The 20,900-nt window shown below is 54.8% G+C and carries 21 protein-coding genes; 11 read left to right on the top strand and 10 right to left on the bottom strand.

Features of this window, described 5'->3' with window-relative positions:
* The first annotated feature begins 4 nt into the window (after nucleotides 1–4).
* From DS878_RS11320 to DS878_RS11335, 4 genes are read left to right on the top strand one after another with little or no spacing between them, the layout of a single operon-like run.
* On the top strand, nucleotides 5–1,258 hold the full coding sequence (locus tag DS878_RS11320) for an aminotransferase class V-fold PLP-dependent enzyme (RefSeq protein ID WP_113816057.1): 1,254 nt from the start codon (nucleotides 5–7) through the stop codon (nucleotides 1,256–1,258).
* A gap of 13 nt (nucleotides 1,259–1,271) precedes the next feature.
* A complete protein-coding gene (locus tag DS878_RS11325; RefSeq protein ID WP_113816058.1) occupies nucleotides 1,272–1,625 on the top strand; it encodes a HesB/IscA family protein in 354 nt (117 codons plus the stop codon).
* A gap of 38 nt (nucleotides 1,626–1,663) precedes the next feature.
* Complete coding sequence (sufT, locus tag DS878_RS11330; RefSeq protein ID WP_113816059.1) at nucleotides 1,664–2,206, top strand: putative Fe-S cluster assembly protein SufT; 543 nt, start codon at nucleotides 1,664–1,666, stop codon at nucleotides 2,204–2,206.
* Nucleotides 2,207–2,668, top strand: coding sequence for a SufE family protein (locus tag DS878_RS11335; RefSeq protein ID WP_113816060.1), 462 nt, complete (start codon nucleotides 2,207–2,209; stop codon nucleotides 2,666–2,668). It abuts the gene before it with no gap.
* A 23-nt stretch (nucleotides 2,669–2,691) separates the two neighbouring features.
* Here DS878_RS11335 and DS878_RS11340 read toward each other — a convergent pair whose 3' ends face one another.
* Together DS878_RS11340 and DS878_RS11345 are read right to left on the bottom strand one after the other, a co-directional pair.
* Nucleotides 2,692–3,852, bottom strand: a complete 1,161-nt coding sequence (locus DS878_RS11340) for a flagellar assembly protein FlgT (protein ID WP_261977783.1) — start codon at nucleotides 3,850–3,852, stop codon at nucleotides 2,692–2,694.
* 133 nt (nucleotides 3,853–3,985) lie between these two features.
* Complete coding sequence (locus tag DS878_RS11345) at nucleotides 3,986–4,534, bottom strand: LPP20 family lipoprotein (protein ID WP_113816062.1); 549 nt, start codon at nucleotides 4,532–4,534, stop codon at nucleotides 3,986–3,988.
* A 249-nt stretch (nucleotides 4,535–4,783) separates the two neighbouring features.
* Between DS878_RS11345 and traF the strand changes: the two genes are divergently transcribed.
* The 5 genes from traF (at nucleotide 4,784) to trmL (ending at nucleotide 9,900) form a co-directional block, all read left to right on the top strand.
* Complete coding sequence (gene traF / locus DS878_RS11350) at nucleotides 4,784–6,106, top strand: conjugal transfer protein TraF (RefSeq protein ID WP_113816063.1); 1,323 nt, start codon at nucleotides 4,784–4,786, stop codon at nucleotides 6,104–6,106.
* Nucleotides 6,107–6,224: 118 nt separating this feature from the next.
* A complete protein-coding gene (locus tag DS878_RS11355) occupies nucleotides 6,225–7,346 on the top strand; it encodes a multifunctional CCA tRNA nucleotidyl transferase/2'3'-cyclic phosphodiesterase/2'nucleotidase/phosphatase (protein ID WP_113816064.1) in 1,122 nt (373 codons plus the stop codon).
* 9 nt (nucleotides 7,347–7,355) lie between these two features.
* On the top strand, nucleotides 7,356–8,102 hold the full coding sequence (locus DS878_RS11360; RefSeq protein ID WP_113816065.1) for a pteridine reductase: 747 nt from the start codon (nucleotides 7,356–7,358) through the stop codon (nucleotides 8,100–8,102).
* Between the two features lie 127 nt (nucleotides 8,103–8,229).
* Nucleotides 8,230–9,408 (top strand): acetyl-CoA C-acetyltransferase, encoded by a 1,179-nt coding sequence (locus DS878_RS11365; protein ID WP_113816066.1) that lies wholly within the window; start codon nucleotides 8,230–8,232, stop codon nucleotides 9,406–9,408.
* Nucleotides 9,409–9,414: 6 nt separating this feature from the next.
* Nucleotides 9,415–9,900 carry a tRNA (uridine(34)/cytosine(34)/5-carboxymethylaminomethyluridine(34)-2'-O)-methyltransferase TrmL gene (gene trmL, locus DS878_RS11370; protein WP_113816067.1) on the top strand — a complete coding sequence of 162 codons (486 nt, stop codon included), beginning with the start codon at nucleotides 9,415–9,417 and terminating at the stop codon, nucleotides 9,898–9,900.
* Here the strand turns inward: trmL and DS878_RS11375 are convergent.
* The 8 genes from DS878_RS11375 to DS878_RS11410 all read right to left on the bottom strand — a co-directional run bounded on the left by DS878_RS11375 (nucleotide 9,837) and on the right by DS878_RS11410 (nucleotide 18,003).
* A complete protein-coding gene (locus tag DS878_RS11375; protein WP_113816068.1) occupies nucleotides 9,837–10,682 on the bottom strand; it encodes a heme ABC transporter ATP-binding protein in 846 nt (281 codons plus the stop codon). The two genes, trmL and DS878_RS11375, sit on opposite strands and share 64 nt — an antisense overlap.
* Nucleotides 10,682–11,719, bottom strand: coding sequence for a FecCD family ABC transporter permease (locus DS878_RS11380; RefSeq protein ID WP_222837458.1), 1,038 nt, complete (start codon nucleotides 11,717–11,719; stop codon nucleotides 10,682–10,684). Before DS878_RS11380 ends, DS878_RS11375 begins: the two co-directional genes overlap by 1 nt.
* Nucleotides 11,706–12,554: a hemin ABC transporter substrate-binding protein gene (locus tag DS878_RS11385; protein ID WP_261977785.1), complete on the bottom strand. Its 849-nt coding sequence runs from the start codon at nucleotides 12,552–12,554 to the stop codon at nucleotides 11,706–11,708. The genes DS878_RS11380 and DS878_RS11385 overlap by 14 nt, the downstream gene beginning before the upstream one ends.
* Nucleotides 12,545–13,621 carry a hemin-degrading factor gene (locus DS878_RS11390; RefSeq protein WP_113816071.1) on the bottom strand — a complete coding sequence of 359 codons (1,077 nt, stop codon included), beginning with the start codon at nucleotides 13,619–13,621 and terminating at the stop codon, nucleotides 12,545–12,547. Before DS878_RS11390 ends, DS878_RS11385 begins: the two co-directional genes overlap by 10 nt.
* Nucleotide 13,622: 1 nt before the next feature.
* Nucleotides 13,623–14,765: an HmuY family protein gene (locus tag DS878_RS11395; protein WP_113816072.1), complete on the bottom strand. Its 1,143-nt coding sequence runs from the start codon at nucleotides 14,763–14,765 to the stop codon at nucleotides 13,623–13,625.
* 33 nt (nucleotides 14,766–14,798) lie between these two features.
* Entirely contained in the window at nucleotides 14,799–16,733 is a 1,935-nt protein-coding gene (locus DS878_RS11400; RefSeq protein WP_113816073.1) for a TonB-dependent receptor plug domain-containing protein, read from the bottom strand.
* Between the two features lie 262 nt (nucleotides 16,734–16,995).
* Nucleotides 16,996–17,499: a protein-export chaperone SecB gene (gene secB / locus DS878_RS11405; RefSeq protein ID WP_113816074.1), complete on the bottom strand. Its 504-nt coding sequence runs from the start codon at nucleotides 17,497–17,499 to the stop codon at nucleotides 16,996–16,998.
* 87 nt (nucleotides 17,500–17,586) lie between these two features.
* Nucleotides 17,587–18,003 carry a rhodanese-like domain-containing protein gene (locus tag DS878_RS11410; protein ID WP_113816075.1) on the bottom strand — a complete coding sequence of 139 codons (417 nt, stop codon included), beginning with the start codon at nucleotides 18,001–18,003 and terminating at the stop codon, nucleotides 17,587–17,589.
* Nucleotides 18,004–18,162: 159 nt separating this feature from the next.
* Here DS878_RS11410 and gpmI point away from each other — a divergent pair, with 159 nt between their 5' ends.
* Nucleotides 18,163–19,710, top strand: coding sequence for a 2,3-bisphosphoglycerate-independent phosphoglycerate mutase (gene gpmI / locus DS878_RS11415; protein WP_113816076.1), 1,548 nt, complete (start codon nucleotides 18,163–18,165; stop codon nucleotides 19,708–19,710).
* Nucleotides 19,711–19,730: 20 nt separating this feature from the next.
* Entirely contained in the window at nucleotides 19,731–20,870 is a 1,140-nt protein-coding gene (locus DS878_RS11420; RefSeq protein ID WP_113816673.1) for a murein hydrolase activator EnvC family protein, read from the top strand.
* Nucleotides 20,871–20,900 lie beyond the last annotated feature (30 nt).

Here is a 20,900-nt window from a genome sequence, read left to right on the forward strand (position 1 = left end):
CGGCATGAGTGATCTGTCCGTGGCAAACACAGCTACCAGCAAGGCGTTTGATGTAAAAGCCATTCGCCAGGACTTTCCCATCCTTTCCCAACAGGTAAACGGGAAGCCGCTGGTATACCTGGACAACGGCGCATCGGCCCAGAAGCCAATCGCCGTTCTGGATGCCATGGATCACTATTACCGGGAAATGCACTCCAATGTGCACCGGGGCGCTCACACCCTGGGAGACCGTGCAACAGCGGCCTTTGAAGGGGCCAGGGAAACCGTTCGCAGTTTTCTGAACGCACGCAGCACACAGGAAATTATCTGGACCCGTGGCACCACCGAAGCCATCAATCTGGTAGCAAATGGCCTGGCACCACGCCTCAAGGCTGGCGATGAGATTCTTGTGAGCCATATGGAGCACCATGCCAACATAGTGCCCTGGCAGATGATAGCCGAACGAACTGGCGCAAAAGTGGTACCAATCCAGATCACGCCTCAGGGTGAGCTGGACATGGAATCGTTCAACAGTCTGTTAAACGACCGCACCCGGGTGCTTGCCATCACTCACGCATCCAACGTTCTGGGTACAATCAACCCGGTAGCAGAGATGGTAAGCCAGGCCAAAGCCCGCGGCATCATCACCCTGCTCGATGGCGCACAGGCAGTCCCGCACTTTCAGCCGGACGTACAGGCTCTGGATTGCGACTTCTACGCGTTCTCATCCCACAAACTGTTTGGCCCGACAGGCATTGGCGTACTCTACGGAAAAACGGCCATGCTGGAAGCAATGCCTCCTTATCAGGGCGGCGGGGAGATGATCGAGCGGGTTTCTTTCGAGCGCACAACATGGAATGTCCTGCCCTACAAGTTCGAGGCAGGTACTCCAGCGATCGCCGAAGCGGTCGGCCTCGGTGCGGCAATCAGGTACCTCAATAGCTTCGACAGGGAAGCAATGGAAGCGGCAGAGCACGCCTTGCTGGAACGCGCCAACCAACTGGTTGAAACTGTTCCAGGCATGACCATTATCGGTACCGCAAAGCAAAAAGTACCTGTCATGTCGTTCAAAATCGAGGGTCTGCACCCCAGCGACATAGGCACCTTACTGGATCAGCAGGGCATTGCCATTCGTACCGGCCATCACTGTGCAATGCCATTGATGGATTTCTACGGAGTTCCCGGTACAGCCCGCGCTTCCTTTGCGTTCTACAATACACTGGACGAGGTGGATCAGTTGTTTACCGCCTTACAGAAAGTCCAACGTCTGTTTACCTGATGGAGGTGGCACAATGACAGCTGAAGTCTTTACTCCGATCGTAGGCGTTACCATGACGCCAAGTGCCGTCAAACACGTGCGCAAGCAACTCGAAAAAAAGAGGGATGCCAAAGGCATCCGGCTGGCAATCAAAAAAAGCGGATGCTCAGGCTTCAAGTATGAAACCCAGTGGGTAGATGAAGCCTCGTCCGATGACAGGGTTTTTACCATTGATGGCGTTGACGTGTTCGTGAAAGAAGAACACCTGCCCCTGGTAAACGGCATTGAGATCGATTTTGTCACCGAAGGTGTGAACTCAATGTTCCAGTTCCGCAACCCGAATGCAACTGCCGAGTGCGGATGTGGTGAGAGCTTCACAGTAGCTTGACCCCTCCCCCCTCCGGATCAAATGAGGTTTAACCAGGAATGCAAGAACGTGAAGTCGTCCTGACCAAACGCGAGGTGGAAGCCCGCCTTGTTCCGAGCGGAACGGAAATAATGATCCCGGCCGACACCTTTGTGACGATCACGCAGTCACTGGGCGGAACCTTTACTGTTGCGGTTAATGGTAATCTTGCCCGTATCGAAGGCCACAATGCCGATGCCCTGGGCAAAAAGCCGCTGGAAAGCAGTTTTGAGACCCCGGCTGATGGAAGCATCAATGAGAATCAGATCTGGGAAGCCCTGCGTAACTGCTACGACCCCGAGATTCCCGTCAATGTGGTCGACCTGGGCCTGATCTACGAATGCCGAATCGAAAACGGCACAGAAGAAGGCAATCAGGTTTTTATTCTGATGACGCTCACTGCTGCTGGCTGCGGCATGGGCCCCGTCATTACTGAAGATGTGAAAGTTAAAGTAGAGCATGTGCCCAATGTGGACAAGGTAACCGTAGAGCTCACCTTTGATCCGCCCTGGAACAATGACATGCTCACAGACGAAGCCAAGCTCGAACTGGGAATGTTGTAAATGGCTGCTACAGAACAGGATTTCCTGGACAACCCGCTCGGAAAAAGCACCACTCTTGAAGACGTACTTGACGGTTTCGAGTTTCTGGACGACTGGGAAGACAGATACGCATTTATTATCGACCTCGGCAAACAGTTGCCGGCCTTTCCTGACGATGCCCGCACAGAAGAGAACTATGTTCACGGCTGTCAGAGCCAGGTGTGGCTGATCTCCTACTACGATGAAGCCAGCGACAAGCTCTACCTGCTGATAGACTCTGACGCCATGATCGTTCGCGGCCTTGCAGCGATGATTCTGGTGGCCCTTAATGGAAAGTCGCCAAGAGATTTGCTGGCAACCGACATCGACGAACTGTTTGAACGCCTGGACCTGTTTCGTCATATTTCCCCAACGCGCGGCAATGGCCTGCGCGCCATGGTAGGGAAAATTCGCGATATAGCCGCGGCTAAAACAGCTGGCTGACCAGCTTACAGGTTTACTGTGAGCTACCAGATAATGGCAATGTCGTCGCGCTGGATGTTTACCTGCCCACCAACTCTGGGCATGGTGCCATTACTGAAATCCGGATGAACGTTATCAAGCGTCACTTTCATCTGGCTATCACTCAGCTCTGGCGTGCCCCCCAGGGAATCGAAATAACGGGCACTGCGGTACAGGTGCAGCTCATCCCCCGGCCTCAGACCGGCAGTTGCGCCTGACGCCAGAGTAACCAGCTGGCCATCTACCCGGGTAATCCGTGTCATAAACGGCTGGCAGGCAAGTGCTTCCGTTACGGCCCGAGTCATATCCCCGATAACACCGGCAACCGCCTCGCCATAGTGGGTTTTACGAAAACCCTCGGAACCAAAACCAGCTGAACTTCCAGGACTGGCGTTCCAGTCAGCAGCAGTTTCAAAGCGCTGCTGGTATACAGGCGAACCGCTGAAGCCATCAAGAACCACCACATCGACCGCAAAACGCCGGCGCATATCAGCAGTACCCATGCCACGACTCATCTTATCCAGAACAGAAGAGCCCCAGGCCGCAGGATCAGCGACGCCAATATCCCTGATAACACCAGACACTACGAACTGAACACCCATTTCCCGGGCCAGCTGAATCACATTGGTAAGCCTGTTGTTGTTTTGCTGAACCGTCGGTGCATTCAACAGATCAGCAAACAGACGTGACCTTGAGGCAGAAAACACCTGCAGATGACCGGCTTCACGCAGTCCTTGCTGAAGTTGCTGCGGCAGGATTTCGCCTGCGTCATCTATGCGCCCTATTGTGGCCTGCTCCGGATACAGAAGCGGAAACCCCGTTACCGCCACTCGCTTTTTCAACCGGCCGCTCTCGCCACCGTCACAACTGGACTGCCCGGCAGAGATATCGCCGCGCACGGTTACGCGCAGCAGATTGCCACTGCGATGCTCATCAATAACCTTTACATTCTTTGCTCTGGCACTGGAAGCAAGGCGCACGCTGGATTCTGTCAAGACACCGTTCTCCATAGTGTCTCTGGTACTTACCCGGGCTTCGTACTGTAGCGCAAGATCACGCATGGCAGCCTTGCGGGCTTCAGAACGCGCAGAAGCAAGGTCATCGTTATATATGCTGGCATGGCCCACACCTTCCAGAATAACCGCGTGAGCACTCGTGACCAGCATCAGCGGTATCAATACACACCACAGCACCGGCCGCACGAACCGCGTTAAAAACCTGCGCATTATTTCCTACCCGTTTTTTCGTTCAATTTTCAGTGCCTCAGACTATGTCGGGCTGAAATCAGTCAAGCTGAACTCAATCAAGATAGTACAGCGAGTCAACGTTTCTGCTCTGAACATCTCCGACACTGTCGTTGTATCGGGGCATAGGTATAGGGCAAAGATCCTGCACCTGATCGTCGGACACTTTGGACACACAGGCGCGGAAGCGTGGTTCCAGCCGCAGCTCCATAACAGTCTCAACAACGCCGTCGCTGTGTTCGTTTACAGCCACCATTTTTGCGCCGCGAATGTAACTGTCCACATAGGTACGGAACGAATCATTCCGAAGAACAAAGTCATTCACCGTAGCGCTGCCATAGATAACCGTGCCATATACCCGTTCTGCCAGATTCCGGTATGCATCCATCTGCGATGCCCTGCGCGCCATCAGGCGTTTGCGGGTATTCAGCCTGTCGGCACTGACATCTTCATAGGTGCCAAAACCGCTGACCCGCACTGTGATGGGTTCAAACTGCATTTCAGATTGTTCTTTATTTCTGTCGCTGTCCCGGTGGCTGCCAACGGGAGCGCATGCCGCCAGCGTAAACGCCAAAAAAGGGACCAGTATCCAGCGAATAGCCATGTTCTTGTCTCCAGAGATCATTTTGGTCAACCCATGAAAAATTCACGCCAGCTTTTCTAACATGCTGATTTAACGGAGTTCCCCCTATATAGCCATAAAACAAAACCTGAAACCGGCAAAAAAATGCCTCTTATTACATATCAAAAACAAATCGTTACCGCTTATGTAATGTTTGAGTACTCATATGGTTTTACCATTTTTCCAACCCACTAATTCCAAAACGTTTATTTTTTTTGAGAGGGAATCCATATGCATCAACATCGTCGGTCCAGACTGTTTATTACTATCGCTCTGTCCCTTACGTCCGTCTCTGCGCTTGCCAGCCCCCAGGCCTTCATGTCTTCGCGCTCGTTTGCCATGGGTGGAACCGGTGTAGCCGTTGCACATCCATCCTCTGCCACCGCAGCAAACCCCGCGATGATGGCAGCTGACCAGCATTCATGGTCAGACGATTTCGGCCTGATACTACCTTCCATCAATGCAAGGCTTGCGGATGAAGAAGAGACTGTTGATCAGGTTGACGACATCCAGGATGCCATTGACCAGTTTGACGGCATTGTCAGCAGCATACAAAACACCCCCTCACAGACGAATGCAGATGAACTCGCCGTATCCGCTGCGGATCTGAGGGACCGTCTGGTCGATCTGGACAATGACACTATGCGTGCAAACATCGGCCTCGGTCTCGCATTAGCTGTTCCGGGCAAAACCCTGGCGGTCGGCTTTTTCACCAATGCAAATCTCACAGCGACAGTAAGAGGCGAGTTGTCTGACAACGACAGGGCACTGCTGGACAGCATTGTAACTACAGCTCAAACCGGTACCCCTACCGACGTACAGAATATCGTCAACAACGCACCCGTTGATGGGAACGGCGACATTATTTTCGACTCCCAGGGACGTGTTCTGGCATCCGCCGTGGGCGAGTTTGGAATATCCTTTGCCCATGCACTGAAATTGAATAATGGCAACACACTGCAACTGGGCATTTCACCAAAATACGTTGAACTGCGAACCTTCCAATACACAGAAAGCGTTGCAGGCTTTGAAGACGATGAATTCGACAGCGATCAGTACCAAACTGAAAAAAGCGGCTTCAATCTGGACATAGGAGCGACTTACGCCTTCGGTGACGAGAAGCAATGGAACGCCGGCATCGTAGTTAAAAACCTGATTCCCATGGAGCTGGATTCTGCCGCAAGCAGGCCTCTGCTGGGAGAAGAAGTCAGAACACTGGAACTCAACCCCATGGCGACCATCGGTATCGCTCACAAAAGCGACTATCACGTTGTTACCGCAGAAATTGATCTGACCAAGAAAGAGGCCTTCGGCTTCGAGGATGATACTCAGTGGCTTGCTTTGGGTGCAGAATTCGATTTGTGGCGTTACGCCCAACTCCGTGCAGGTGTCCGCCACAACCTGGCCAGCAACGATGACAACGACGGCATTGAAGAAAAAACCCAGCTTACCGCCGGCCTTGGCGTTAACCTGATGGGCGTTCGCCTTGATCTCGGAGCTCTGTTCAGTAGTGCCGATACAGGCGCAGCTCTGGAGTTCGGCACCTCTTTCTGATCCAGCCCCGGACCTTGTTCAAGATGTCAGGCAACCCCGCCAGAAAACCGGGGTTTGCCTGATCCGCCCGGGAAACGGATAATTCCCGGACACTTCTCCGAAAGGAATCTGACGCTTCATGCAAACCTATCTGGTTGGCGGTGCTGTTCGCGATGAATTATTGGGCCTGACGGTCAAAGACCGGGACTGGGTTGTAGTCGGCGCGACCCCGGAGCAGATGCTTGCTCAGGGCTTTACTCAGGTAGGTTCAGACTTCCCGGTGTTTCTGCATCCCAAAACCCGGGAGGAATATGCCCTCGCCCGCACCGAACGCAAACAAGGGCACGGATATCACGGTTTCAGTGTTTACAGCGCTCCGGATGTCACTCTTGAAGAAGACCTTCTACGCCGGGACCTGACCATCAACGCCATAGCTCGTTCGAAGCAAGGCGAGCTGACAGACCCGTTTAACGGTAGAGCCGATCTGGAAGCACGGAAGCTCCGCCACGTTTCGGAAGCATTCAAAGAAGACCCTTTGCGCATTCTCAGAACCGCCCGCTTTGCTGCACGTTTCCAGCCTCTCGGCTTTAGTGTCTGCACTGAAACAATGGCGCTGATGCGCAGCATGGTTGCTGCGGGCGAGGTAGAGCATCTCGTACCCGAACGGGTGTGGCAGGAAATCCAGCGAGCCCTGCACGAACAGTCTCCGGCTACCTTTTTTCAGGTATTACGGGACTGCGGCGCACTTGCTGTGTTAATTCCCGAATTGTCTTCCGACGCCGACTTCAGCGCTGCTCTTGATGCCTTACAATGCGTTCATGCAGCCAAGGGTTCAACAGCTGAGCGTTTCGCCGCACTGTTTTGCACACTTGACGAGCCCACCTGTTCTGCAAGAGCCAAAGCACTGAAAGCACCTAATGACTGCCAGCAACTTGCCAGGCTGACCGTGGTTTTCATCCCGGTAATCAGGCAACTCGACCCGGCACAACCGGATGCCGGCATTTTGCTTGAATTACTTGAAAAGGCGGACCTGTGGCGACGCCCTGAACGTTTTTCAAATCTGGTCCGTGTACTCGGGTGTACCCTTGGAACTGCTGAGCAGGAACGCCTGAACCCGCTAATAAGCGCCGCAGACGCCGCCTCGGGCGTTGACCCCAAGGCTCTGATGGAACAAGGGTTTTCTGGCAAAGAACTGGGCGAAGCAATTCGGTCAGAGCGCCTGACCCGTATAGCTCAGGCAGTCGCCTGCCCAACACTTTGAGGATCACCCATGCCGGCACATACTCCTGTCGCCCTGATTACCGGTTCCGCACATCGTCTTGGCGCACACACGGCACAGTTACTCCACGACAGAGGGTGGAACCTGGTTATTCACTACCGCAGCCGTGAAGAACAAGCCAGAAACCTTGCGGAGACTATGAACCAGCAACGCCAGAACTCAGCAATCGCACTACAGGCCGATCTGAACCTGCTGGAAGACACCAGGAACCTGGGCCATGAGGCAATCGCTCACTGGGGGCGGCTGGATGCGTTGGTGAACAACGCATCGGTGTTTTATCCAAAGCCGACTTCCGAGACAACGGAAAACGACTGGAACAACATCATGGATACCAACCTCAAGGCGCCTTTCTTTCTGTTACAGGCCTGCCTGCCAGCACTGCAGGAAAGTATGGGCAGCGTCGTTAACCTGATTGATATCTACAGCGAAAAACCACTGGCAGAACATCCCCTTTACTGCGCCAGCAAAGCCGGCCTTGCTGCCCTCACCCGCTCCTGGGCCAAAGACCTGGCACCGCAAGTCAGAGTGAATGGCGTTTCGCCAGGAGCAATACTCTGGCCAGACGGCGATGCGGAGATTGATGCCGACTATCAGAACCGAATTCTGGACAAAACTCCGTTGAAGCGTACTGGCGAACCAGACGATATCGCCCGAACCATCGTATTTCTGCTGACGGAAGCACCGTTTATTACCGGTCAGATAATTTCTGTTGATGGCGGGCGAAGTCTCAATATGTAGTTATCCAGAGCATCATTTTGGCCGAAAGCCCTTTCCGGCGTACAATAGGCGCCATCTTCTGACTCAGTAAGGGCTGGCTTCTTCTTGCCACTCTCTGAAAGCAAAACCATCTAACCGGAGAAACACCATGCGTGATGTCGTTATTGTTGCCGCCCGACGTACGGCTATCGGAACATTTGGCGGAGGCCTTTCCAGCCTTCGCGCGGATCAACTTGGTACGGCAGTCATCAAGGCTCTGCTTGAGGAAACCGGTGTTGCCGGTGAACAGGTCAATGAAGTGATACTAGGTCAGGTACTCACTGCAGGCTCTGGCCAGAACCCTGCTCGCCAGTCGTCCATCAATGCCGGAATTCCGGCTTCTGTACCAGCCATGACCATTAACAAGGTTTGTGGTTCCGGTCTCAAAGCTGTGCATATGGCAGCTCAGGCTATCCGTTGCGGCGATGCAGACATGATTATTGCCGGCGGTCAGGAAAGCATGAGCCTGGCCCCGCACGTTCTGCCCAGCAGCCGAAACGGACAGCGTATGGGTAACTGGACAATGATCGACACCATGATCACGGACGGTCTCTGGGATGCCTTCAATGATTACCACATGGGCATCACAGCTGAAAACATTGTTGAGCAATACGGCATCAGTCGTGAAGAACAGGATGAGTTCTCTGCAGCATCGCAGCAAAAAGCCGTTGCCGCCCGCGAGTCCGGACGCTTCGATGGCGAAATCGTTCCGGTTTCCATCCCCCAGCGTAAAGGCGACCCAATTGTCATCAGCAGAGATGAAGGCCCTCGCGATGGCGTAACCAGTGAAGGACTCAGCAAGCTACGCCCCGCTTTCAAAAAAGACGGTACCGTAACAGCAGGCAACGCCTCATCTCTGAACGATGGCGCAGCGGCAGTTATGCTGTGCAGCGCAGAGAAAGCCAAAGAACTGGGCCTGACCCCGCTGGCGACAATCAAGGCTCACGCCAGTGCCGGAGTTGACCCGACTATAATGGGTACCGGCCCGATTCCCGCGAGCCAGCGTTGCCTGAAACTGGCTGACTGGAGCGTTGACGATCTCGATCTGGTAGAAGCCAATGAAGCATTTGCAGCCCAGGCCATCTCGGTCAACCGTAACATGGGCTGGGATACCAGTAAGGTCAATGTGAATGGCGGCGCAATTGCTCTTGGCCATCCAATTGGCGCTTCTGGCTGCCGCATTCTCGTGTCGCTGCTACATGAGATGGTGCGTCGCGATGCCCATAAAGGCCTCGCAACCCTGTGCATCGGCGGTGGCATGGGCGTTGCCCTGGCCGTGGAGCGCTGAAACAGCGTGCTGAATGTGGTGCTGTACGAGCCGGAAATACCGCCCAATACGGGCAATATCATCCGGCTGTGCGCCAACACCGGCTGTCGACTGCATCTGATTGAGCCCCTGGGTTTTACCCTGGAAGACAAGCAGATGCGGCGGGCCGGGCTCGACTACAGCGAGTATGCCTCGATAAGCGTACACAAGAACTATCAGGCCTTTCTCGACAGCGAGCAGCCCGGACGTCTGTTCGGCTTCACCACAAAAGGTCGACGTTACTACCATCAGGTAGCTTATCAGGAAGGTGACTACCTGATGTTTGGTCCGGAAACCCGCGGGCTGCCGGCAGAAGTACGCGAGGGATTATCCACAGAGCACTGCCTGAAAGTTCCGATGCGCCCGGAAAGTCGCAGTCTGAACCTGTCAAACACCACTGCTCTGGTGGTTTACGAAGCCTGGCGACAGCTCGGTTTTTCGGGCGCCAACCTTGAAAACGAAGCCCAGGAATAACCGGGTTTGTGCGCGTCGTCCCGGGGAATGACCAGCGGATAGCCCTCTTCCAGTTCCAGAATTCTCGCAGACAGGCCGTAAACCTCGGCCAGCACACCTTCGGTGAGTACCTCCGAAGGCAGCCCTTCAATATGAACTTGCCCCTGATGAAGTAACATCAACCGGTCAGCAAACCTTGCGGCCAGATTAAGATCGTGAGCAACGGCCAGCACGGCAAATCCCCGCTGGCGCGCCAGCCGCCGAAGCAACGAAAACACATGCTGCTGGTGGGCTGGATCCAGCGCTGACGTGCATTCGTCCAGCAGCAGCAACACTGGCCCCTCTGCATCCCATATCTGAGCCAGCACACGGGCAAGCTGAACCCGCTGCTGCTCACCTCCGGATAAGCCAGGCGCAAGGCGATGCTGCAGATGGGCTATGTCCAGCAACTCCATCAGTTCCATAAGAATGGGCATGCTCTGCGCCAGGGGTTCGGGTGGGCGGCCAAGGCGTACAATCTCCTCTACCGTCAGAGGAAAGTTCACTTCAACCCTCTGGGGCATAACAGCTCTCTGCTTCGCCAGATCCCGGTTCGACCAGCCTGTCATTAGCTGCCCGTCGAACATCACCTGCCCTCCAGCTATTTTGTGCTCTCCCGCCAGCCCCTTAAGCAGCGTGGACTTGCCCGCACCATTCGGGCCCAGCACAACAAGTAACTCTCCGGCATCCAGGTGAAAGCCGAGACCTTTAACAACCGGCTTTCCGGATAGATGAATACCCAGACCATCGACCTGTAACAGCATCAGACTATCCTCGTTCTCAGCAGCAACAAAAGGAAAAACGGGCCACCAATCAATGCCATCACTAATCCGATTGGCAATTCCGCCGGAGCCACCACCACCCGTGCAAGGCAATCCGCGCCCACCAGCAATGTCCCGCCCGCCAACGCACTTACGGGAATGACAATCCGGTGCCCCGCACCGAGTGCCTGCCGCACCAGATGAGGCACAACCAGCCCGACAAAACCAATCAGACCACTCACCGCAACCGCCGCACCCACACCGAGCCCTGCAATCAATACAGCAGCACGTTTGGCCCAGTCAGCGTTATACCCGAGGTGACCAACCACATGCTCCCCAAGCAGAAACGCATCCAGTGGCCGTGCCAGAAACGGGGCTGCGCACAATGACAACAAAAGCCAGGGGCCAGCCATAACCACATCATCCCAGGCTGCATGCCCCAGACTTCCCATTGTCCAGAAGGTCAGTGAACGTAGCTCTTCGTCCGACGAATAGAAGGTCAGCAATCCCGTACCTGCACCGGCAATAGCATTGATGGCTATCCCTGCCAGCAGCAAGGTCGCTACTGACGTTTGCCCCGCTCTTCTGGCGATGCGCCAGGCCAGAAAGACGGTGCCGCTACCACCCGCAAAAGCGGCAACCGGGAGTGCCCACACACCCGCCAGATCCAGCCATCCTCCCAGCCAGGTTCCACCCAGCACGATAACGGCAATTGCCGCCAGAGATGCTCCAGCGGAGACACCGATAAGCCCGGGGTCTGCCAGCGGGTTACGAAACAGGCCTTGCAGAATCGCACCGGAAACCGCCAGCACAGCGCCCACAAGAAAACCAAGAATCAGACGAGGCAGGCGTACATCAAACAGCACCATGCTGACAATATCGTCATCAAGTTCACCCTTCAGTACTGCAAGAATATCGGCTGCAGAAAGGGGGTAGGCGCCACTGGTAACGGAAACCGCAGAGACTGCAAACGCGGCTCCGAGAATTATCAGTAAAGCCGGCCCCTTTGCCAGCCGGCCAGCGCCATCAATGAGCTGCACTGGCAACCGGCCCCGCTTTCGCCAGCACCCCTGCAACCGCTTCCATTGCCTGAGGCAGCCGGGGACCAAAACCGAGCAGCAACATGCTGTCGCCTATGTAGTACCGGCCCTGCTTCCAGGCATCCAGCGCTGCCAACTGGGGCCACTGGTTTATATCGAACTGTCCGGGGCGGGATTCCGCAACAACGATCGCATCGGGACGGGAAGCAAGCAGTGCCTCGCGACCAGCAGGTTTATAACCACTTATATCGCCCATTGCATTGTCGGCACCCAAGGCGTCAAGAAGGGCGCTGGCAGCGGTATCCTGGCCGGCAATCATCACACCGTGATTCCCCGCCGCCATAAGGAATAGCACTTGCGCCGGCGTACCTTCGGTATTGGTGTCAATGCGCTCAACTCTTTTCCGGATATCCGCAACCATGGTTTCTGCTTCCGGGCCCTTGCCAAGAACCCGGCCAACCTCGCGAATACGCGCCATGGCACCCTCAGGCGAACGCGCAACAGGCAGCTGGATAACCTCCACGCCAGCCTGTTTCAAGCGTTCAAGAGTTCTGTCCGGAGCAGCCTCCACAGTGGTCAGGAGTACATCCGGGCGCAACGCCAGCACCCCCTCAAAGGGCAAAGCCCTCAAATACCCCACCCGAGGCTGCGACCGCACTTCAGGCGGATAGTTGCTGGTAGTATCAACGCCCACCAGACTGTCCTCCGCCCCCAAAGCGTAGACCGTTTCCGTGATACTGCCGTCGGCACTGACAATTCTGGGTTGCCCGGCCTGCACCGGAATGGAAAGCCACAGGCAGGCAGCACATAAGGCTACCAAGACACTCATTCGCATAGCGCATTCTCCAGCGTGTCAACTTCGCGCTGCCAGTCTGTAGATTCCGGCTGCCCTGGCTTGCGCTTGCCAAACAAGGTGATCACCAGGTCGCCTTGTGCGTTATAACCCTCCACGGATGTCACCATGCCGTCTGCAGACGGCCGGCGAACCACATACCAGTCACGAATGCCATAGGTATTGGCGTGCAGACTGAACCGCTTATCCAGAACATTCATCCAGGGGCCGGTGCGCTTCAGGTTGTCTACGGTGCCGGTGAAAATCTGGACAATTCCGGGATTACCCACAAACACCATTATCGGGCAGCGGCTGGTTCTGACCTGGTTCAGAATCTGATCCAATGGCGAATGGATCTCCGGGGTGGAGGACTTCAGACGAGCAACCCACTTCGCACCAATAAGCTCAACTGCGGTCAGACGATCTACCTTGTTACGCTTAAGCATTGCATGGAAATGATGAACGTCTTTGAGTTCCGACCAGTCTTTGCGCAGGGCAACAACATCGACCGCATCAGCATCAGCCCGCGGTTCACGCACAGGCGCAGCTAACAACTCCGGAAACGGCTGGTCATTGTCCAGATAATTCGCCAGAAGCAGATCCCAGGCATCAGTATTAGTCGTGGCTGTTTTATAGATCTTGTGCAGGGCTCCGCCATGGTCGTTGAAAAACTGCAGGCTTTCCCGGGTAGTTTTACCGGCATTCTCTGTCACCAGATAGCCATGGGCCCACTGGTTAAGAAACACCCGTATATCTATATCACCCACCGCAAGGCCCATGGCTCCTTTTGCAGCAACCGTAAATTTTCTGAACCTGGCCGTTACTTCGTGTACCACCTGGTCATTGCGAGTAAGGATCATCACATCGCCAACATCATCCATTGCAGACATCAGCGCGCCAAACGCAGGCTTCAATGGATAGACGCCATCGTCACGGCTGAGCAGGAGTTCCAGTTCGCTAACCCCGAGGGCTTCAGCTGCATTGCGAATGCGAAGCCCGGGTTGCTCTTCAAGTAGCTGCTGCCAGCGTTGCGCCAGCGACATGTCAGATTGAGCCGCAAGTGCTTCCATCTCAGTTCTCCCCGGTTGTCAGGCTGATTTCTTTCCAACGGATTTCAGGCTGCCCGCTGTTACCATCCGCCCCGTAGTAATTGATAATTTGCATTGCGTAGACCGGCGCTGAGGCATCTTCGGAGTCACTGTCGATGAGGTATACGCGGAAGTTGGGCCAAAGTTTGTGGGCACCCTGAAGGTTATAGGCATACCAGCTGTTGTCTGTGAACAGGCCGCCAGTAGAGTCTGATGCGTAGGCCTGCGTAAGAGATTCGCCTGTAGCACTATCGATTGTTGCGCTTGTGTAAGCCGACAACTCTGACCAGTCAATCGGGCCAAGCGCTCCACCCTGCCCCGCCCCGGACGGCCCACTGTTGGTTTTGAGGTACCACTCACGACCGGAAAAACCGATCAGAACATCCCAGGTATCCGAGCTCGAGCAGTCCACCACTGCATTGGTATCAAAATCGAAACAGGCATCACCACCATCGTATTCCAGCGGCTCAGTGAAATTTATCGTTGTTCCAGAAAGCTGAGTAGTGCCTGCGCTCTGAACCTCAAACTCCAGGTTGAAGCTCTCAATTCCGTTGCCGGACCTTGTCGGGAAATTAAAATCCACAATTCGCATGCGGGCATAGCTGTCCCCCTCAGCGGAACGGACCAGATACCCTATGTCGGGAACCTCTGAAATAACGCCCCCGTCGCCATATACTGACCAGCCATCACCAAATGCATAGACCACATCGTCTGATATCCAGCTTTCAGGCGCAGGAAAAGAATCCTTGAGATGGTCCAGCTCGCCATCCGCTGTCGCGCCGACAAACTTGTTCAGATCAGGGTTCCCGTCCGCATCGTAAAATTCCGCCTGTTCATCACCCATAGCCCCGGCAACGTTGCCATTGCCCGAAGCACCCGAGTTAAGCAGGACACTGGTGCGATTGAAGGCCAGATCCCAGTCCCCGTCACTGGAAACCACCTCTCCTGTGGCCAGGTTCAGATACTGGGTCTGAGTCCGTGCATCGATCACTAGCTGGCTGTAGTCGTTATCTGATGCCCCGCCATCATCCGCTTGTTCACTTATTTTATTGTCGCTACCGCCACACGCAGTCATCATCAGACCGAGAGCGGGTACCAGGAACTTCAGTTTGTGCTGTTGTGCCATTTCATGGCTCCTTGTTGTTGAATAAAGGGGCAATCACTGGTCGCCGAGAGTCATAGAGAAACCGGCATAGAGGAATCGGCCGGCAACCGGCTGGAAATCATCTGGGTCGGAAAAATCGCGCTGAGTGTCGGTAAGGTTGTCAACGCCCGCAAACAACTTCAGCTCCGGAAGAACCCGGTAATTGAACTTCAGATCTACAACGCTATAACCGGGAGATTTGCTGCCAAGAGTGGAATCGATATATTCAGAGCTCTGGTTGCGGGCTCTTACTGACCAGGACAAGCCCTGGATACCGGTCAGGCCATCAACAGAAGCCTGTAGCTGATGTTGCGGGCGTCTGTTGAGATCATCACCTGTTGCTACATCTTCGGTTTCAGTCCAGGTATAGCCGGCAGAGACACGCCAGCCTTCAGCGATTTCCCAGCCTAACGTTGATTCAACACCCCAGGTGCGAGCCTGATCAACGTTACTGTAGTGGTAGACCTGGACATTGTCGGTGCGTGCATCCGTTGCTTCCTGATCCAGGCCAGTCTGAATCAGGTCATCGATATCATTGAAGAAACCGTTTACGTCAAACCAGACCTTCTTTTCAAAATGGCCGCCAATGCCAAGTTGATAGCTAACAGATGATTCGGCTTCGAGTTCCGGGTTACCGTTAACTATGTACCCCAGCTGGCTGTGATCGAAACGGTAGTGGCGTTCTTTCAGGTTTGGAACGCGATAGCCCGCGCCTACACCAGCGCGAATAAAGCTGTCAAAACCCTCCCCATCTTCGAAGCCCAGACGGGCGTTGATCTTGGGCGCCAGGTGACTACCAAAATCAGAATCTCTCTGCCCGCGCAGACCGCTGGCGATTTCCAGGTTATCCAACAGGAACCAGGTATCCTGAACCCAGAGTTCATAACCCTCCCGGGAAAACTCTTCATTGCTGGAAAGTTCCGACACTCCGTCCTTGTACTGCTCTAGTGTTTCGCGCCTCAGGTCAACTCCTGTCTGGACCCTGTGCGCCTCACCCAGAGCAAATTCAATATGCCCTGAAGCCTGGGAAAGTGAACTGTCGGCCTCCCGCCGGTCAAAGGTGCCAGTGACAGAATATTTGGAAGTATCATCACTTAGTTGCTCGTGCAGCAGTGCCCAGTGCCCACGCAACCCATTACCGTCGCTATGGTCGCCCGAAAGGGTAGTTCTGAGACGGCGCACATCTTCGTCTTTACCCTGATTAATGGTGCCCCCGGGAAGCGTGCTGTAACGGGAACTGGAGTTTTCATCAAATACCGAACCAAACCAGGAAACCCTGTTGTTCTCTGCCGGCTGCCAGTCCACACGCACCGAAGCATCGTTGCGGTCGTATTCGTCGCCAGGGCGATCCCAGGTTTCCGGGGCCGGGTCTATGCCATCAGAGTGCTGCGATGAACCGGACACCCGTACACCCCACTGCTCATTGCCGCCAGAGACCGTCGCGCGACCGCTGTAACGGCCAGCATCCCATTTCTCTCCGGAGGGGTTCTGGTCACCGTAAGTACCGGCATCCGCCGAGAAAACTCCTTTAACGCCTGAGCCCACATCACGGGTAATCACGTTGACAACCCCACCCATAGCCGCACTGCCGTACTGAGCCGAAACAGCACCTTTCACTACCTCAATCCGCTCAATATCCAGCACCGCCAGCTGGCTCACATCAATAGCGGATCCTGTGGTGGCGCTCACGGGCAGACCATCCACCAGCACGAGTACACGATCGGCATCAATACCCTGCAACCACACTTCATAACCCGGCTTGCCGTGTATTTCCCGCAGTTGCAGGCCCGGTACGTTGATCAGAGCTTCTTTGAGACTTCGGGCGTGGGTTTGCTCTATTTCCCTGGAGGTAACAACATCGGTGCGTACCGGCGTATCCAGAACCGTTCGCTCACTGCGTGTCCCGGTGACTACCAGCTCATCCAGGTAGCCGGCAGAATAGGCGGGCATCGAGACTGCGATCAAAGCGAAGAGCACAGACCGGTTGATGCAACCGGACCATCGACATACAGAATTAATCACAACGAACCCCGCAAATATAAATACTAATGCGATAGATTCTTATTCAATACTTAACTTAAATCAAGACCGAGGATGAGATTTATTTTTATTCAGGGTCAATCGGGAACAGCAGATTGGCGAAGTGGCAGGTCATAAGCAAAACAGCCCGGCGTATGCCGGGCTGTTTCAGGTTTGGTTTGCAGTATAGCTGTCAGTGCGTCTTCTGCTCTGCGCCGGATTCTCCAGCGGCTTCTTCCTGCTTGCGCTGAAGGGCCTGAGCATAGATGGCGTCAAAGTTAACCGGTGCCAGCATCAATGCCGGGAAGCTGCCTTTGTTAACCACTCCGTCGATTGCTTCACGAGCATAGGGGAACAAAATGGTCGGGCAGTAGGCGCCAAGCATCTGGCCGAGTTGCGGCCCTTCAATGCCAGAGACCAGAAACACGCCAGCCTGCTGAATTTCTACCAGGTAAGCGACCTTTTCACCTATTTTTGTCGTAACGGTCAGTGACAGCACTACTTCATACTGATTGTCGCTGACTTTAGTATGGGCAGTGTTCAGGTCCAGACTCACCTGCGGCTTCCACTGCTCCTGAAATACTACGGGCGAGTTCGGGGACTCGAAAGAAAGATCTTTCACGTAAATACGCTGAAGCGCAAACTGGGCTTGGTTCTGGTTTTCATTGCCTGCGGCGGCTTGCTGATTCTCAGCCATGTTCAGTCCTTTCGGTTTTGTAGCGAGTCATTGGGTGGGCCAAAAGCCCATTATATATTTGCATCGGCCAGAATAGTCCAGCGCCGGTTATTTCTTCACCAGCGGCAAATTGCTGGCCCTCCAGTCGGCAACACCCCCGTTGAGGCGCACCACATTAGCATAACCCTCGGCGTTGAGCTGCTTGACCGCCATGGCGGAATGCTGCCCCATCTTGTCCGCTACGATGATTTGCTTGTCCTTGTACTTCTTCAGTTCAGCAGCCCGGCTCTTCAGACTGCTCAGAGGAATATTGACTGAACCGGTGATACGCCCCTCGCCAAACTCTTTGCGATCACGGATATCAACCACAATGGCCTCATCCCGGTTAATCAGACTGACAGCCGCCTGGGCAGAAACTTTTGCACCGCCACGCCGGGACTCCAGAATCAGGATAGCGACCAGAAAGGCCACAAACAACGAAGCCAGAACGTAGTGGTTAACGACAAATTCAAACAACCGATCCATGAGGTAACCCTGAAAATAAGTTTGGGCGGATTATACACAGCCTGCTCGCAGGACAGAAGGCGACCTTAAACACGACGACTGTGGCCTCAAAGAGTAAAAATGGATAAGCTTCACTCCTACTTCAGAAAACTTATCACTACTCTACTTCCGGACTGAATGATGACAGCATTGCGCAAGCCGACAGCACTGATAATTCTGGACGGCTGGGGCCATCGTGATCCCGCCGACGACAACGCCATCAGTAACGCCAACACGCCCTTCTGGGACAAGCTCTGGGAAACCAGGCCCAAAACACTCATAAACACATCCGGCATGTTTGTCGGCCTGCCCAAGGGGCAAATGGGCAATTCGGAAGTCGGGCACATGAACCTGGGCGCAGGTCGTGTGGTTTATCAGAGCCTGACACGTATTGATAAGGATCTGGAAGAAGGAACCTTTAACGAAAACAAGGTTCTGTGCTCCGCCATTGATAAAGCAGTAAGTAAGGGTGGCGCTGTTCATCTGATGGGTCTGCTATCGCCGGGCGGCGTGCACTGTCACGAAGATCACATTCTCGCGGCGGCTGAGCTTGCGGCCTCAAGGGGCGCAAAAGAAGTCTACATTCACGCCTTCCTCGATGGCCGAGACATGCCGCCTCGCAGCGCTCGCCCCTCACTGGAGAAGGCAGCAGCAAAACTCAAAAGTCTGGGCGTAGGTCGCATAGCATCCATTGTAGGGCGCTACTTCGCCATGGACAGGGATAACCGCTGGGACAGGGTTGAAGCTGCCTATAACCTTATGACTCTCGGCGAGTCAGAATTCACCGCAACAGACCCTGTTGCCGGCCTGGAACAGGCCTATGAACGCGGTGAAAACGACGAATTTGTAAAGCCGACCCACATTCAGAATGCGGGCGAACCGGCAGGCACCATCAATGATGGCGACGCAGTATTGTTCATGAACTTCCGCGCTGATCGTGCCCGGGAGATGACTCGCACTTTCGTGGACGAAGACTTCGAAGGATTCAAACGTCAGAAACACCCGCATCTCGCCGACTTTGTGACGCTCACCGAATATGCTGCGGATATCAAAGCCTCATGCGCCTACCCCCCCGAGCAACTGGTTAACGGCCTGGGTGAATACGTGGCAGGGCTGGGCAAAACCCAGCTTCGCATTGCCGAGACAGAAAAATACGCGCACGTTACTTTCTTCTTTAACGGCGGGCTGGAGACGCCCTTTCCCGGCGAAGACCGGATTCTCGTGCCCTCGCCCAAGGTAGCTACCTACGATCTTCAGCCTGAGATGAGCGCTCCGGAAGTCACAGACAAGCTGGTGGAAGCCATCAAGAGCGGCAAATATGATCTGGTGGTATGCAACTACGCCAACGGCGACATGGTTGGCCATACCGGCAAACTGGATGCAGCCATCAAGGCCGCGGAATGCCTGGATAAATGCGTGCAACGCGTAGTCGAAGCACTGGACGAAGTGGGTGGGCAGGCGCTGATAACCGCCGACCACGGCAACTGCGAGCAGATGACAGACCCCAGCTCTGGCCAGGTTCATACCGCCCACACCATTGGCCCGGTTCCCCTTGTCTACACAGGTAACCGCCAGGTACGCCTTGAGGATGGCGGCAGCCTGAGCGATGTGGCTCCGTCCCTGCTCACCTTGATGGATCTGGAGCAACCAAAGGAAATGACCGGGCACAGTCTGGTCAAAATCGGTTGATCCGGAAACAGGCCATACCATTGCGACTTACTGCAATAGCTGCGCTGGCACTCACGCTTCTCGTGGGTGCTGCGCCGGTAGCATCGGAGCAAGAGGTTACACCAGCCCAGATTGAAGCCCTCAAGGAACGCATTGAGGATATCGACGACTGGCTGGCCGACGCCGAAAAGGATCGCTCTACCCTGGAGCAGCAGCTTGCTGCGGCCGAGCGCTCTATCAGCCGTCTGACCCGTGAGCGACGATCTCTGCGTGAGCAGGTCGAGAAACAGCAGCAGCGACTCTCCGGACTCCAGAGCGAGGAGCAAGAACTGACACAAACACTGGAGCAGCAACGCGAAAGTCTGAAGAAACAGATCCGCACCGCCTGGATGGAGGGTGATGCTCCAGCCGTAAAGGTTCTGCTCAACGAGATAGATCCGGACAACATTGCCCGGACCATGACCTACTACGAATACCTCAGCCGCGACACCATCGGGCGTCTGGAAACCTTCCATAAAAACCTGAAGGAGCTGAAAGTAACGCAGGCAGCCGTTCAAAGCACCCGGGCAGAGCTTGCCAAAGCCGAGAAAGGTGTCATTCTACGCCAGCAGGAACTGCAGGCGTCCCGCCAGAAGCGCGAGAAAACACTGGTCGCGCTTAAACAGGATATCCACAACCGTCGCGGCGAAAAAGACGAGCTGGAATCCGACCGCAAGCGCCTGGAAAAGCTACTTTCGGAAGTACAGCAAGCCATTGCAAGCATTCCGTCTCCGAACGAATCACAACCCTTCTCCTCACTCAGAAACAAACTTCCATGGCCCGCACAGGGTAAGGTTACCAGCCGGTTTGGCGATAAATATGCAAATGGCAAACTCCGGAGAAACGGCTTGCTGATCCAGACCGCCGAGGGTGCGGAAGTAAAAGCCATCCACTATGGCAGGGTTGTTTTCGCCAACTGGCTCAGGGGGTTCGGGCTCATAACAATTATTGATCACGGTGATGGCTACATGACACTTTATGGCCACAGCAGCAGCCTCTTTACCAGTCCCGGCGACTGGGTTGCAGCCGGGGAAGCCATTGCTCTGGCAGGCCGCACAGGTGGTACAGAAAACCCGGCGCTTTATTTTGAGGTGCGCCACAATGGAAAACCAGACAATCCGGGGCGCTGGCTGGGCAAGTGAGCACCCGCAGCAGGGCTGACAAATGCGCCC

This window comes from Marinobacter sp. F3R11, assembly GCF_003318275.1.
Taxonomy (GTDB): Bacteria; Pseudomonadota; Gammaproteobacteria; order Pseudomonadales; family Oleiphilaceae; genus Marinobacter.